The sequence below is a fragment of the Nonomuraea maritima genome (assembly GCF_900100395.1).
Classification (GTDB): Bacteria; Actinomycetota; Actinomycetes; order Streptosporangiales; family Streptosporangiaceae; genus Nonomuraea; species Nonomuraea maritima.
The window spans coordinates 73,696-87,616 of the sequence record NZ_FNFB01000031.1 but is presented as its reverse complement, the minus strand read 5'-3'; the positions used below and the strand labels follow the sequence as shown (position 1 = coordinate 87,616).

The following is a 13,921-nucleotide window of genomic DNA, read 5'->3' as shown; positions in this document are numbered from 1 at the left end:
GAGCACATCGCGCTCCATCTCCAGCTCGGCGCGCTCCTTGGCCCACTCAGCTCGCTGCCGGCGCAGCCGGGCGAGTTCCTCCCGCTCCGATTCGGCCAGCTCACCACCGTTGGTGTCCTGCTCGCGGGCCAGCCGATCCATCTGCACCCAGTTGGCCAGCGTGCCCGCATTGATGCCCAGATCCTTAGCGACCTGCGCGATTGGCTTTCCTGTCTCCCGTACGATGCGCACCGCGCCCGCACGGAACTCTGGATCGAACCTGCGTCTGGTCTCTCCCACGACCCAACCTTCTCCTTAGGTCAGGTCTCCACGCTAGAAGGGGAAGTCCACTCACCCCAGACCCCATACGCCGGCGCCCCACGCCACAGGGGAGGATCTTAGGTGGCGACATCAACCCACGGTCATCGCAATCCACTGGCCCGAGAGCTAGCGCTCCCACCCAGATTTGACTGGACGCCCGATCAGCCCCCGGCCGGCCCCACCGCGCGCCCGCGCGCGCCCGTGGCGTTGCCCAGCAGGGCCGTCGAGGGCCCTGACCTCGATCATGTCCGCCTAAGACCTCGGCTCCGAGCATGACAGGTGTGGCTTTGGCTTCTAACGTGGCCGGGTGGTTCTTGGCTCCGGGCGTCGCCAGCGTGGCGTGTGGCGCGGGCTTCTGGTGTGGCCCGTGGCCTCTGACTTCTAGCGTGGCCGAGTGGCTGTTGGCTTCGGGCGTCGCTGGCGTCGCGTGTGGCGCGGGCTTCTGGCGTGGCCCGTGGCCTCTGGCTTCAACGGGGTCGGTGTGGCATGTTGGCCCGAGGCGTGACCAGTGTGGCGTTGGCCTCTAGTGGGCTCGTGGCCTCTGAATTCAACGTGGTCGGTGTGGCCTTTGGCCCCGAGCACGGTTGTGTGGGCATTGGCCCCCGAGCGTGGCCTGTCGCGCCGGGCGGGGCCGCGTACCCCATTGTTTGGGTCGCACTCAGGCGCGCCCGCCGGCGTTGGTGACCGGTGTCCAACGCCGGGCGTACGGCTGGCGTCCGGCGCGGGTGTTGCGCGCGCCGACGGCGCTACAGGCGGCGCAGTACCGCCACGACCTTGCCCAGGACGCTGGCCTCGTCGCCCTGGATCGGCTCGTAGTTGGCGTTGTGGGGGACGAGCCAGACGTGGCCGTCCTTGCGCTTGAAGGTCTTGACCGTGGCCTCGCCCTCGATCATGGCCGCCACGATGTCGCCGCTCTCGGCGACCGGCTGCTGGCGTACGACGACCCAGTCGCCGTCGGCGATGGCTGCGTCGATCATGGAGTCACCGGTGACCTGGAGGAGGAACAGCGTGCCCTCGCCCACGAGCTGCTTGGGCAGCGCGAAGACGTCCTCGACGCTCTCCTCGGCGAGGATCGGGCCACCGGCGGCGATGCGGCCCACGAGCGGGACGTAGGCGGCGGTCGGCCGGTTGACCGTGGGCTCCTCACCCGCGTCGGGGTCGACCCACAGGACGGGCTCGCCAGGAAGACGGACCTCAAGCGCGCGCGGCCGGTGCGGGTCGCGGCGCAGGTAGCCCTTGCGCTGCAGCGCGGTCAGCTGGTGCGACACGCTCGACGTGCTGGTCAGCTGCACCGCCTCGCCGATCTCGCGCATGGACGGCGGATATCCGCGTTGCTGCACCGAGTCGCGGATCACTTCCAGGATCTTGCGCTGCCTGGGGGTGAGCCCCAGAGCGTCTCGTCGGCGCACCGCGAGGTCGCTGACCCCACTTGTGTCATCCCGCTCGGTCATGCTCTTCCTCCTCGCCCGGTGGCCCGCCTCATCGGCGCGGCTCCCGGTCCGTGGTCTTGATGTCGCACACAGCGACGCTATCGCTGTTGAAGATCATCTTCAAACAATTGTTCGAGTCTTCCTCGAAATGGCCGTCCGTGTGGTGTACAACATCGTACGGGAGTTCGATCGACACCGTGTTCGATTCGCTGATCTTAATCGGGCCCTTCACCTCGGGCCGCACGGCAGGAGGTCATCCATGCGAACACCCACCAATATGGACACGACCAGCGAAGACACCAGCCAGCTCACCTTGATCGCCGATGTCACGCGGAGTACCGATCGGCGGTCGCTCAACAAACGCAAGCAGGCCACTTCGCGTCGAAATACGGGCTCGAGAGGGGCGGGTCCGGCAAACAGCGGAGAAGGGCCCCACTTGCGCCTCGTCCCGCCACCGCGTACCGGCGAGGACGAAACCACCGAAAATCGCTTCTCCGGGGCGCGCGAAGGACCGCGAGGTCGCAAACGCCCGCAGTCGAGCGCGCGTATTCGCACCGACGCGGTCGCCGTGCGTGGCCAGGCAAGCGCCCGGACCGGGCGCCAGGGCCTCTCCACCGTCCCTGACGGGCGAACGGAGGCGGCAGCGGAGACCGGCCGACCTCGTGCGCGGGAAGACGGCAGTACGGCTTCGCCGTCTTCTGGCGGTGAGGCCGGTGGTCGACCGGAGGGCCGACAGTCTCAGGCGCGGAGGTCGACCAGGCAGGTGTTCAAGGGACGACTGTCACGGGGGCGGTCGTCCCTGTTCCGACGGCCGCGAGGGGAGTCGCGGCCGAGCGAGCAGGGGCTCGCGCAACGGCGGTTCGGGGGGCAGATGAAGACGGGGCAGCAGTACGAAGAACAACTTCGGCATGAGCAACAGCACGAGGAACGGCTTCGACGCGGGCGGGGACGGTTGCCGGAGTCGGGAGGCGAGCGCGGGCGACGGGGGCGACGGCAGTCCGAGGACCGGTTCGAGGCCGAGCGGGGTCCCCGTCAACGCCGGGCGGGCGGGCCGGCGGTTGGGCACGGGCGGTTGCCTGGCGCAGGGGGCGACAGCCGGAGACGGGGCGAGCGGCAGGCAGGTATACGGCAAGCGGAGGCGCGGGAGACAGGAAGGCGGGAAGCCGGGGAGCCGCGTGCTGGGAAGCGGCAAGAAGGGGAGTCGCGTGGTGGGAAGCGGCAAGAAGGGGAGTCGCGTGGTGGGAAGCGGCAGGTAGGGGAGCCGCGTGCTGGGAAGCGGATTGTCCGGGGTTACGGATCCGGGGGAGAGCAGGGGCGTAGGTGGCGTTTCTGGGCGTTTCGTCAGCGGGGGTGGCGCTCGTGGGGGTTGCGGCACGGTGAGTCGTGGTCGGACGGGCTGGAGTTCGGAGGGGCCTTCGGGCCTGCCGCCGCCAGACGTACGGCTCCTCCTGTGCGGTTGACCCGGCGGGGGCGGGTGGTCCTCGTGATGGCGGCGGCCATGCTGTCGCTGGGCGGCTTCTGGCTGGGGACGCGCGCGGCGAGCGTCGCCGAGGTGCGGGTCGTGGTGACGGACCACTCCGGTCAGCCCTGGGTGGAGGTCAAGCAGGGTGACACCCTGTGGGCGATCGCCGACGCCCTCTCCGAGGGTCACGATGCCGGTGAGATGGCGGAGAGGATCAAGAGGCTGAACGGCCTGCCCGACTCACTCATCCGCCCCGGCACACGCCTGTACGTCCCTGCCGACACCGCTGCCCGGTGAACCTCCCACAGTGATGGTTGCCTGCCCGCCTTTGCCTGCTTGAGCAGCCGGTCCACGGCGCCGACCGACCTGAGTCCCCGCGACGCACCAGCCCGCGAATCTCGGGAAGCCGCCGGCGTTGGGAGCAAGGGCCAGGGCCAGAGGATCCCCAGTGACAAGAGGTTCCCAGGGCCAGGGGATCCCCAGAGCGTGATGGCCAGTGGCCAGCGAGTCCAAGTACCAGCGAGTCCAAGGACCAGCGAATGCAGGGTCAGGGATGTGGGAGAGGAGTCGTCAGGACCGGGGCCTGGGCGTCGGGAGGTTGCCTTGGGAAGGGTCCCGGAGGTCTGAGAGATGCCAGGGGCAGGGACGGGAGGGTCGGAAGTTGCCAGGACTGGGGCTTGGGCGTCGGGAGGTTGCGGGGAAGGGTCCCTGAGCTCTGAGGATGCCAGGGGCAGGTTGGGAGGGGTCGGGAGTTGTGAGGACCGGGGCCTGGGCGCCGGAGGTTGCCTTGGAAGGGTCCCTGAGGTCTGCCAGGGGAGTTGAGCCCTGGGCCAGGTGGTCACCGGAGAGTTCGGGGTCGGGTTGCGAGGGTGCAGGCGGTTGGGGGGTCAGGCGGCCGGGTGCTGAGCGAAAGTGCTCCGAGGTCGGAGGGTTGGCAGGGTCGGGGACGCCAAGGCCAGGCGAGGGTCGGGGCTGCCAAGGCCAGGCGAGGGATGGGCGGGCCGCCGGTGGGCGGGCGGGAACCTGCGGGTGTACCGCACTCCTGGGGCCGGGCGTCAAGGTCGGGGGACTGCGGGCGTTTGAAGGTTGCCTGGCCCAAGACCTGAGGTCAGGGGATTGACAGGTCGAACGGGTGGCCGGCCGGGTCGGTCAGCGTGATCCAGTCGGTGCCTGCCTGTAGCTGGGTGGCGCCGAGTTGCTCTGCCTGGGCGCCGAGTGCCTTCAGGTGGGCGGAGTCGTTGACGATGATGTCGAGGTGCCCCTGCTGAGGGTGCGCCGGGTCGGGCCATTGCGGCGGTGTGTAGTCGTTGACCTGCTGGAACATCAGACGCTTGCCGCCACCGGCGATGAGAGCCCCCTCGGGGCCGTCGTGGGTCACCTCCATCCCGAGCAGGTCGGCGTAGGAACGGGCCAGTGCCGATGCGTCGGGGGCGTCGATGGTCACCGCGAACAGTTGCGCCTGCGGGCCGACCTCGTCTCCCTGACACAGGTCGAACGGGTGACCTGCCGGGTCGGCCAGGGTGATCCAGGTGGAGCCGACGGCGAGCCGGGTGGCGCCGAGCGCCTCTGCCCGCCGGGCGGCCTCCTCGTGCCCGTCCACCAGCAGATCGAGATGGACCTGCTGGGGGCGCTCCTGCCCCGGCCACTGCGGTGGGAGGTGCTCGGCGACCCGCTGGAAGGCGACCTCCTGACCGTCTCCGGCCCGCAGCGTGATCCAGCCGTCCACCTGCCGGACGGTCTGCCAGCCGGTGAGCTCGGCGTAGAAGGAGGCGAGCCTCACGATGTCCGTCGCGTCGAGGGCGACGAGTTCCAGATGTCCTGTCGCTGCCATGGCGCCCATCATGTACGAGCACTCCGACAGAAACGGGGGTCGCTCGACCGAGCGAGACAGGACGGGTCAGGTCGGTGAACGGGGCAGACCGGTGGGGGCGGGGCGCGTTTTTGGCGCCGGTGGTGTGGTGGTGGGGCCTCTGCCGGTGGGCGTGGGAGGGAGTGCGGATGGGGGCCGTTAACATTGTGAGGTTTGTTTGCGAGCGAGGCCGCGGCCGTCTGCTGTGACGTTCTCACCTGCGGCTGGATCACCAATCTCCGGGCGACACGCCGGTGGCCCGTGATGCGGGTGGGTTGATCAGCGACTTCATGCGGAGGCGGGTGGTCAACTTGCGTTCATGCTCGCACGCTTCTACGGTTGGACCACAACATCTAGTAGTTACACCGATGTAGTTCACCACACCTTGTGTTTCCGTGACCGCTCCATGGCTAGCTGTGGAGTGTGCCCGAGCGTCCCCGTAATGACGGTTTCGGCGCGTGTGGTGGCCGGACGTCTTGGAGGCGAAAGCGTGCACTGTCCGTTCTGTCGCCACCCTGACACCAGGGTCATCGACAGTCGCTCCACTGACGACGGGGCGGCCATCCGGCGCCGCCGCACGTGCCCAGAATGCGGGCGCAGGTTCACCACGCAGGAGACCGTCCTGCTCATGGTGAGCAAGCGGAGCGGAGTGACGGAGCCGTTCTCGCGGGACAAGGTCGTCGCGGGCGTACGACGGGCATGCCAGGGCAGGCCGGTCAGTGAGGACTCACTGGCGCAGCTCGGGCAGCGGGTGGAAGAGGTCATCAGGGCAAAGGGCGCAGCCGAGATCCCCTCCAACGAAGTGGGCCTGGCCATCCTCGGCCCGCTTCGTGATCTCGACGAGGTCGCCTACCTGCGGTTCGCATCGGTTTATCGCGGTTTCGAGAGCCTGGCGGACTTCGAGGCCGAGATCTCACAGTTGAAGGCGGAGAAGGGGGAGTCATGACGGAGACGGCCAGCGGTTCAGTCGAGCGCGGGGGCAGGCGTCCGCGTAAGGGGCTGAAGATGAAGCGCATCTTCACCAAGCCGGGCGTGCACCCGTACGACGAGATCAAGTGGGAGCGCCGCGATGTCGTCATGACCAACTGGCGCGACGGGTCGATCAACTTCGAGCAGCGGGGCGTCGAGTTCCCCGACTCCTGGTCGGTCAACGCCGCCAACATCGTGACGACGAAGTACTTCCGCGGCGCCGTGGGCACCCCGCAGCGCGAGTGGAGCCTGAAGCAGCTGATCGACAGGGTCGTCGGCGTCTACACGAAGACCGGTCTCGAGAACGGCTACTTCGCCGGCGAAGAGGACGCCGAGATCTTCGACCACGAGCTGAAGCACGCCTTGGCCCACCAGGTGTTCTCGTTCAACTCGCCGGTCTGGTTCAACGTCGGCACCATGTCGCCGCAGCAGGTGAGCGCCTGCTTCATCCTCTCCGTGGACGACCAGATGGAGTCGATCCTGGAGTGGTACAAGGAAGAGGGCGTGATCTTCAAGGGCGGTTCCGGGTCGGGCGTCAACCTGTCCAGGATCCGTTCGTCGAAGGAGCTGCTGTCGAGCGGCGGCACGGCCAGCGGCCCGGTGTCGTTCATGCGCGGCGCCGACGCGAGCGCCGGCACCATCAAGTCCGGTGGCGCGACCCGCCGCGCGGCGAAGATGGTCGTCCTCGACGTCGATCACCCCGACATCGAGGAGTTCATCGAGACGAAGGCGCGCGAGGAGGACAAGGTCCGCGCGCTGCGTGACGCCGGCTTCGACATGGACCTCGGCGGCAAGGACATCGTCAGCGTCCAGTACCAGAACGCCAACAACTCCGTGCGCGTCTCCGACGAGTTCATGCGCGCGGTGGAGAAGGGCGGCGACTTCGGCCTGCGCGCCCGCCTGACCGGCGAGGTCATCGAGACGGTCGACGCCCGCAAGCTGTTCCGCAAGATGGCCCAGGCGGCGTGGGAGTGCGCCGACCCCGGCGTCCAGTACGACGACACGATCAACGACTGGCACACCACCCCCGAGACGGGCCGCATCACGGCCAGCAACCCCTGCAGCGAGTACGTCCACCTCGACAACTCCTCCTGCAACCTGGCCAGCATCAACCTGCTGAAGTTCCTGAAGGACGACAACACCTTCAACGTCGCCGACTTCGTCAAGCTGACCGAGCTGATCATCACCGCGATGGACATCTCGATCACCTTCGCCGACTTCCCGACGGAGAAGATCGGCGAGACGACCCGCGCCTACCGGCAGCTCGGCATCGGCTACGCCAACCTGGGCGCCCTGCTCATGGCGACGGGTCACGCGTACGACTCCGACGGCGGCCGAGCCGTGGCGGGGGCGATCACGTCGCTGATGACCGGGGTGTCCTACCGCCGCAGCGCCGAGCTGGCGGGCGTGGTCGGGCCGTACGACGGTTACGCCCGCAACGCCGAGCCGCACAAGCGGGTCATGCGCAAGCACGCCGCGGCCAACGACGACCTGCGCACGATCGGCTCCATGGACGCCAAGATCCACGCCGAGGCGTCGCGCCAGTGGTCGGAGTGCCTGAAGCTGGGCGAGAAGAACGGCTACCGCAACGCCCAGGCGAGCCTGCTCGCGCCCACCGGCACCATCGGCCTGATGATGGACTGCGACACCACGGGCATCGAGCCCGACCTCGCGCTGGTCAAGTTCAAGAAGCTGGTCGGCGGCGGCTCCATGCAGATCGTCAACCAGACGATCCCGCGGGCGCTCAAGCAGCTCGGCTACCAGCAGGAGCAGATCGAGGCCATCGTCGAGTACATCTCCGAGCACAGCCACGTCGTCGACGCCCCCGGCCTGCGCCGCGAGCACTACGAGGTGTTCGACTGCGCGATGGGCGAGCGGGCGATCGCCCCCATGGGGCACGTGCGGATGATGGCTGCCACGCAGCCGTTCCTGTCCGGCGCCATCTCCAAGACGGTCAACCTGCCCGAGTCGGCCACGATCGACGACATCGAGCAGGTCTACATGGAGGGCTGGAAGCTCGGCCTGAAGGCGCTCGCGGTCTACCGCGACAACTGCAAGGTCGGCCAGCCGCTGTCGGCGGGCGACGGCTCCAAGAAGCAGGAGCCGAAGGAGCAGGCGAAGGAGCCCGAGGTCAAGGTCATCGAGGTCAACCGGCCGACCCGGCGTCGCATGCCCAACCAGCGCCCGAGCATGACCACGCGGTTCACGGTGGGCGGCGCGAAGGGCTACATGACCGCTTCGTCCTACCCCGACGACGGGCTCGGCGAGGTCTTCCTCAAGATGTCCAAGCAGGGTTCGACCCTCGCGGGCGTCATGGACGCCTTCTCGGTGGCGATCTCCATCGGCCTGCAGTACGGCGTGCCGCTGGAGACGTACATGAGCAAGTTCGTCAACATGCGCTTCGAGCCGGCCGGCATGACGGACGACCCCGACATCCGGATGGCCACGTCGGTGATGGACTACATCTTCCGCCGTCTGGCCCTCGACCACCTGCCCTACGACGAGCGGGCGGCGCTCGGCATCTTCTCGGCGGCCGAGCGGGCGGCGCAGCAGCGCGGCGAGGACCCCGCGGCGCTGCAGGAGGCGGTCGACCGTGAGGCGCTGGCCCAGTCGGCGCCCATCGAGGTCGCGCCGAAGGCGGAGGCGCCGACGGTCAAGGAGCTGACGCTGGAGAGCCACCAGCGCTTCACGGCCGACGCGCCGCTGTGCATGACGTGCGGCACGAAGATGCGTCCGGCCGGTAGCTGCTATGTCTGCGAGGGCTGCGGCTCCACCAGCGGCTGCAGCTGACCGTACCGTCGCACCATCTGAAAGAGGGGCCCGCACCGCGCGGGCCCCTCTTCCTCATGGGCGCGTCAGGAGTCGACGAGGTCGCGCAGCGCGTCCGGCCGGTTGGTGATGACGCCGTCCACGCCGTGGCCGATCATGCGGCGCATGGCGTCGACGTCGTCGACGGTCCAGGTGAAGACCTCCATGTCGAACCCGTGCACGCGCCGCACGTACGAGGCGGACAGCGTCCCGTACTGCGGGTGGATCTGGGAGGCGAACGCGGCCAGCTCGCGCAGCCGCCCGGTGGGCGGTGTGCCGAGCAACCCGACGGCCACCTCGGGCATCAGCTCGTGGAACCTGCGCATCGACTCCCAGTCGAACGACTGCACGATCACCCGCCCGGGGGCCGACCACGAGGGGTGCCGGCGCAGCTCCGCGGCGATGCGGGCCTCGATGCCGGGGTAGAGCTCCGGGCTCTTGACCTCAAGCAGCAGGCCCATGCCGGAGTCCTGCATGGCGTGCAGCGCCTCGCCGAGCGTGGGCACGCTTTCGTGGGCGTACGCGCGTGACTTCCACGAGCCGGCGTCGAGCTTGCGGATCTGGGAGAGGGTGAAGTCGCGGACGTTCCAGGGGGAGCGGCCGGGGTGCACCTGCTCGACGTCGGTGGTGCGGGTCAGTGTCGTGTCGTGCATGAGGACGAGCTGGTGGTCCTCGGTCTCCTGGACGTCGAGCTCGAACATGTCGGCGCCCTGCTCACCGGCCAGCTCGAAGGCGGCGATGGTGTTCTCGGGCGCGTAGGCGGACGCGCCGCGGTGGGCGATCACATGGGTGGTCGTGCCGGGCTCGGCAGCGGTTGGTGGGGTCGCGGGAGCGGCGGTGATGACGGCGAGCGAGGTGGCGACGACGGCGGCGAGTCGCTCGAACATGAATCTCCTCTACTGGGGGAGAGACGACGACCCGACGATGACGGGGCTTTATGACAGGGAGTCGAGGGCAGAGTAGCCCGAGGGTGCCGCGCGGATGAGCATTCGACACGCGGAGAGCGTCACTCCGACGGCATGTCCAGGTACGTGCCGTACAGGCGCGTCACGGGGAGCCTGATCACCATGCGGCGGTCGGCCGCCATCTGCTGGAGGAACGCCTGCTCGTCGAGGGGATCGGCGAACGGCGGCTGCATGGCCAGCAGTTCCAGGCCCACCTCGTCACCCGGCCGTGTGCTCACGGGCGACAGCTCCGCCTTGCCCTCGGCCACGACGAACGACCAGAAGTCGTCGCTGGCGACGTAGAGCGCGCAGCGGGGGTCGTGGCGGAGCCGGCGGGCGTTGGGCCGGTCGGCGACGGTGGCGATGCGGATGACGCGGTGTTCGGGGTCCCAGGCGTACGCGACCGTGGACATCTGCGGCGGGCCACCGCTCCTGCTGGTCGCCAGCGCGCCGAAGCGCTGGGCTGCCAGCAGTTTCGACAGCTCGTCGTCCGACAGCGACCGAGGGCCGGGTTCCGCCATCAACCGTCCTCATGAGTACGCGGATATGAAATTTCACCCTATACCTAGCTAGTCGCGGACATCCGGAATCGGCCAGGGGGCCTCCCCTCGAAGTCGCTGAGAGATCCCACGTGCACCTGGGGCTACAACCCCGCTGACCGGTAGGTTGCCTGTCATGAATCTTGCTATTACCGGGGGATATGTCGTACCGGTCGACGGCGACCCCATCGACGGCGGAACCGTGCTCATCCAGGACGGGAAGATCACCGAGGTCGGCCGTGACGTGGCCGTGCCCGAGAGAACCCCCGTCGTGGACGCCGCGGGCGGCTGGGTGCTGCCGGGCTTCGTCGAGGCCCACGGACACCTCGGTGTCCACGAGGAGGCCGAGGGCTGGGCCGGCCAGGACACCAACGAGATGACCGACCCGAACGGCGCCCGCCTGCGCGCCCTCGACGCCATCAACCCGGCGGACCTGGCGTTCGGCGACGCCCTGTCCGGCGGCGTGACCACCGCGGTGATCAAGCCGGGCTCCGGCAACCCGATCGGCGGCCAGACGGTCGCGATCAAGTGCTGGGGCAGGTCCGTGGACGAGATGCTGCTCAAGGAGCCGGTCAGCGTCAAGAGCGCGCTCGGCGAGAACCCCAAGCGCGTCTACGGCGACCAGAAGAAGCTGCCCTCCACCCGCCAGGGCGTCGCCGCGGTGATCCGCGACGCGTTCATGAAGGCGCAGGACTACAAGGCCAAGAGGGACGCGGCCGAGGCCGAGGGCAAGCCCTTCGACCGCGACGGCACGCTCGAGGTCCTGGTCCGCGTGCTGGACGGCGAGCTGCCCTGGTGCCAGCACACGCACCGCGCCGACGACATCGCCACCGCGCTCAGGCTGAGCGACGAGTTCGGCTACCGGCTCGTGATCAACCACGGCACCGAGGGACACCTGCTGGCCGACACGCTGGCCGAGCGGAACATCCCGGTGATCATCGGCCCGCTGTTCACCAGCCGATCCAAGGTCGAGCTGCGCCACCGCTCGCTGAGCAACCCCGGCATTCTGGCGCGGGCGGGCGTCGAGCTGGCGATCACCACCGACCACCCCGTCGTGCCCATCCACTTCCTCGTCCACCAGGCCACGCTGGCGGTCAAGGAGGGGCTCGACCCGGCCGACGCGCTGCGTTCGATCACCGTGAACCCGGCCCGCATCATGGGCCTCGACGACCGGGTCGGCTCGCTGAAGCCCGGCCTTGACGGCGACGTGGTCATCTGGTCGGGCGACCCGCTCGACGTGATGAGCCGAGCGCTCAAGGTCTTCGTCTCCGGCCGCGAGGTGTACTCGTACGCGGACGGGGAGCCGGTCGTCGCGGACCCGTACTACCGCGAAGCGGCCGACCGTTAACCGCCTGTAGCCGGGCGGGGCGCATAGCGGGCCGGGCGGGCGGGAAGACAGGCACCACCATGACAGCACCGTCCCTCGCCCAGCGCCCCAGCAAGGCCCTGCTCGTCGGTCTCGTCGTGTCGGGCGTGCTCGCGCTGATCGTCCTCGCCATCATGTTGCGCGCCGGCGGTCCCGTCGGGTTCGGCCTGTCCGCGTTACTGGCCGTGGCACCCCTTCCGGTGCTGCTCGCGGCCGTCCTCTCGCTGGACAGGCTCGAACCCGAGCCGAGGCTGAACCTCGCGTTCGCCTTCGCCTGGGGCGCGGGCGTGGCGATCGTGCTCGGCATCGCCCTGACGCTGGCCGGCCAGGCCCTGTTCGCCCGCGCCGGCTACGGCACCGGGGAGGTCGAGTACATCGGCACCGTCGTGCTGGCCCCGGTGGTCGAGGAGGCGTTCAAGGGCTCTGCCCTGCTGCTGCTCCTGCGCCGGCGCAAGGAGATCGACGGCCTGACCGACGGCATCGTGTACGCGTCCATGGCCGGGCTCGGCTTCGCCGCCGTGGAGAACGTCGGCTACTACCTGCTCTCCTACGGCGAGGACGGCATCCGCGCCGCGGTGCAGCTGTTCGTGCTGCGCGGGCTGATCGACCCGCTCGGCCACCCGATCTACACGTCCATGATCGGTCTCGGGGTCGCGTACGCGCTGACCCGCAGGACCGTCGTGGCCCGCTACGCCGCCGTCCCGCTCGGCTACCTGGCGGCCGTCCTGCTGCACGGCCTGTGGAACGGGGCGGCCAGCGCCAGGTCGCTGGGCCTGCTGAGCGCCGCGTACCTGGTCATCATGGGTGCGCTGATCTTCCTCATCGTCGTGACCGTCAGAGAACGCCGCCAGCTCATCGCCAGGATGGGCCACTACCTGCCCGTCTACGAGGAGACCGGGCTGGTCTCCCCGGCCGACCTGCGGATGCTCACCACTTTGACCGGCCGCAAGGCGGCCCGCCAGTGGGCCAGGCGCAAGGGGTTCGGCCAGGCCATGAGCGACTACCAGCACGCCGCCACCGAGCTGACCATGCTGCACGTACGCGCCGAGCGACAGGGCGTCGATCCGGACAGGTTCCAGGCCGAGCGAGACGCGTATCTGGGGGCGATGGCGGACGCTCGCCGTTGGCAGGAGCAAGGTGACGAACCATGCCAGGATGGGATCAACTGCCGATAAAGGAGATCGCATGAGCTGGACGGAGATCGGGTCGGAAGCGGAGCTGCGCGAGCTGCTGGGCGAGGTCATGCCCCGGGCCGCCACGAAGGAGCGCGTACGCCTCCACGAGCGCGACCGGCAGTGGCTGGCGACGTCCCCGTTCTGCCTCATCGCCACCTCCGACCAGCACGGCAACTGCGACGTCTCGCCCAAGGGCGACCCGGCGGGGTTCGTCCACGTCATCGACGACGCCACGATCGCGATCCCGGACCGTCCGGGCAACCGCCGAGCGGACGGATTCCTCAATGTCCTGAAAAATCCGCACGTGGGGCTGATTTTTCTGATCCCTGGACGCAACGAGACACTGCGCATCAACGGCCGCGCCCGGCTCGTCCGCGAGGCCCCGTTCTTCGACGAGATGATCGTCAAGGGCCACCGCCCCCACCTCGCGCTCGTCGTCGAGATCGAGCAGATCTTCTTCCACTGCGCCAAGGCGTTCCTGCGCTCCTCGCTGTGGAAGCCCGACTCCTGGACCGCCGACGCGCTGCCGTCCCACGCGAGGCTGGTCAAGGACGTGCAGGTGGTGGAGGAGAGCGTCGAACAGCTCGAGGAGTACTACGGCGAGGCGTACGCCCGGCGCCTGTACGGCTGAGCCGAGCCGCCCGGCGGTCAGGCCGCGGAGGTCGGACCGCCAGGGAAGCGGATGACGTTGCGCCCGGTGTAGGCCCGCAGGTCGACCACCTTGGAGTCGGTCAGCGGCTTGCGGCGGCTCGCCGTCCGGATGTCGCGGACCGTGTGCCTGACCGGGTGCGTCGGCACCACTGCCAACTTCTTCATCGTGAGCCCCCCGTGATGTGCTTGTTATCGATATTAACTACAGAATCTCCCGTAAGTCGGGTGTAAGGATCGGGTCAGTAGGGAAGCGTGCGACCTGCGGGTGACCGCAGATCCAGCTCCACGACGGACCGGGTCCGCCGCCTGGCGGCCTTGCTGACTCTGAGGCGTTTCATGGTGTCCCCTTCCGGAGCTCGTCGGTGCGCGTGGCGGGCGGCCACCCGCCACGCGCACCTACGGCGGCCCGGTTCGACGCGGTCGCGTCG

Annotated in this window: 12 protein-coding genes; 6 read left to right on the top strand and 6 right to left on the bottom strand. The window is 68.9% G+C overall.

Annotated features, from left to right (window positions below):
• The coding region (locus tag BLR04_RS33075) for a transposase (RefSeq protein WP_143022325.1) at positions 1 to 279 on the bottom strand (279 nt) is incomplete at its 3' end.
• A gap of 767 nt (positions 280 to 1,046) precedes the next feature.
• A complete protein-coding gene (gene lexA, locus BLR04_RS33070) occupies positions 1,047 to 1,751 on the bottom strand; it encodes a transcriptional repressor LexA (protein WP_090772741.1) in 705 nt (234 codons plus the stop codon).
• A gap of 1,429 nt (positions 1,752 to 3,180) precedes the next feature.
• Between lexA and BLR04_RS41010 the strand changes: the two genes are divergently transcribed.
• Positions 3,181 to 3,489, top strand: a complete 309-nt coding sequence (locus BLR04_RS41010) for a LysM peptidoglycan-binding domain-containing protein (protein WP_176903395.1) — start codon at positions 3,181 to 3,183, stop codon at positions 3,487 to 3,489.
• 811 nt (positions 3,490 to 4,300) lie between these two features.
• On the opposite strand, the gene BLR04_RS33060 is transcribed toward BLR04_RS41010, so the two are convergent.
• A complete protein-coding gene (locus BLR04_RS33060; RefSeq protein WP_090772737.1) occupies positions 4,301 to 5,023 on the bottom strand; it encodes a VOC family protein in 723 nt (240 codons plus the stop codon).
• A gap of 508 nt (positions 5,024 to 5,531) precedes the next feature.
• Between BLR04_RS33060 and nrdR the strand changes: the two genes are divergently transcribed.
• On the top strand, positions 5,532 to 5,987 hold the full coding sequence (gene nrdR / locus BLR04_RS33055; protein WP_090772735.1) for a transcriptional regulator NrdR: 456 nt from the start codon (positions 5,532 to 5,534) through the stop codon (positions 5,985 to 5,987).
• Positions 5,984 to 8,800, top strand: coding sequence for a vitamin B12-dependent ribonucleotide reductase (locus BLR04_RS33050; RefSeq protein WP_090772733.1), 2,817 nt, complete (start codon positions 5,984 to 5,986; stop codon positions 8,798 to 8,800). Before nrdR ends, BLR04_RS33050 begins: the two co-directional genes overlap by 4 nt.
• A 65-nt stretch (positions 8,801 to 8,865) precedes the next feature.
• Here BLR04_RS33050 and BLR04_RS33045 read toward each other — a convergent pair whose 3' ends face one another.
• Together BLR04_RS33045 and BLR04_RS33040 are read right to left on the bottom strand one after the other, a co-directional pair.
• The gene (locus BLR04_RS33045) at positions 8,866 to 9,705 is read right to left on the bottom strand and encodes a glycerophosphodiester phosphodiesterase (RefSeq protein ID WP_090772732.1); all 840 of its coding nucleotides are present in this window, start codon (positions 9,703 to 9,705) and stop codon (positions 8,866 to 8,868) included.
• A gap of 119 nt (positions 9,706 to 9,824) precedes the next feature.
• Positions 9,825 to 10,283, bottom strand: a complete 459-nt coding sequence (locus tag BLR04_RS33040; RefSeq protein WP_218129258.1) for a TIGR03618 family F420-dependent PPOX class oxidoreductase — start codon at positions 10,281 to 10,283, stop codon at positions 9,825 to 9,827.
• 154 nt (positions 10,284 to 10,437) lie between these two features.
• On the opposite strand from BLR04_RS33040, the gene BLR04_RS33035 reads away from it, so the two are divergent.
• The 3 genes from BLR04_RS33035 to BLR04_RS33025 are packed head-to-tail and all read left to right on the top strand — an operon-like array spanning position 10,438 to position 13,473.
• Positions 10,438 to 11,649, top strand: a complete 1,212-nt coding sequence (locus BLR04_RS33035; protein WP_090772729.1) for an amidohydrolase — start codon at positions 10,438 to 10,440, stop codon at positions 11,647 to 11,649.
• Between the two features lie 59 nt (positions 11,650 to 11,708).
• On the top strand, positions 11,709 to 12,842 hold the full coding sequence (locus tag BLR04_RS33030; protein ID WP_090772727.1) for a PrsW family intramembrane metalloprotease: 1,134 nt from the start codon (positions 11,709 to 11,711) through the stop codon (positions 12,840 to 12,842).
• A gap of 10 nt (positions 12,843 to 12,852) precedes the next feature.
• Positions 12,853 to 13,473: a pyridoxamine 5'-phosphate oxidase family protein gene (locus tag BLR04_RS33025; RefSeq protein ID WP_090772725.1), complete on the top strand. Its 621-nt coding sequence runs from the start codon at positions 12,853 to 12,855 to the stop codon at positions 13,471 to 13,473.
• A 17-nt stretch (positions 13,474 to 13,490) separates the two neighbouring features.
• Here the strand turns inward: BLR04_RS33025 and BLR04_RS41005 are convergent, their stop codons facing one another.
• The gene (locus tag BLR04_RS41005) at positions 13,491 to 13,658 is read right to left on the bottom strand and encodes a hypothetical protein (RefSeq protein WP_176903394.1); all 168 of its coding nucleotides are present in this window, start codon (positions 13,656 to 13,658) and stop codon (positions 13,491 to 13,493) included.
• Between the last annotated feature and the right edge of the window lie 263 nt (positions 13,659 to 13,921).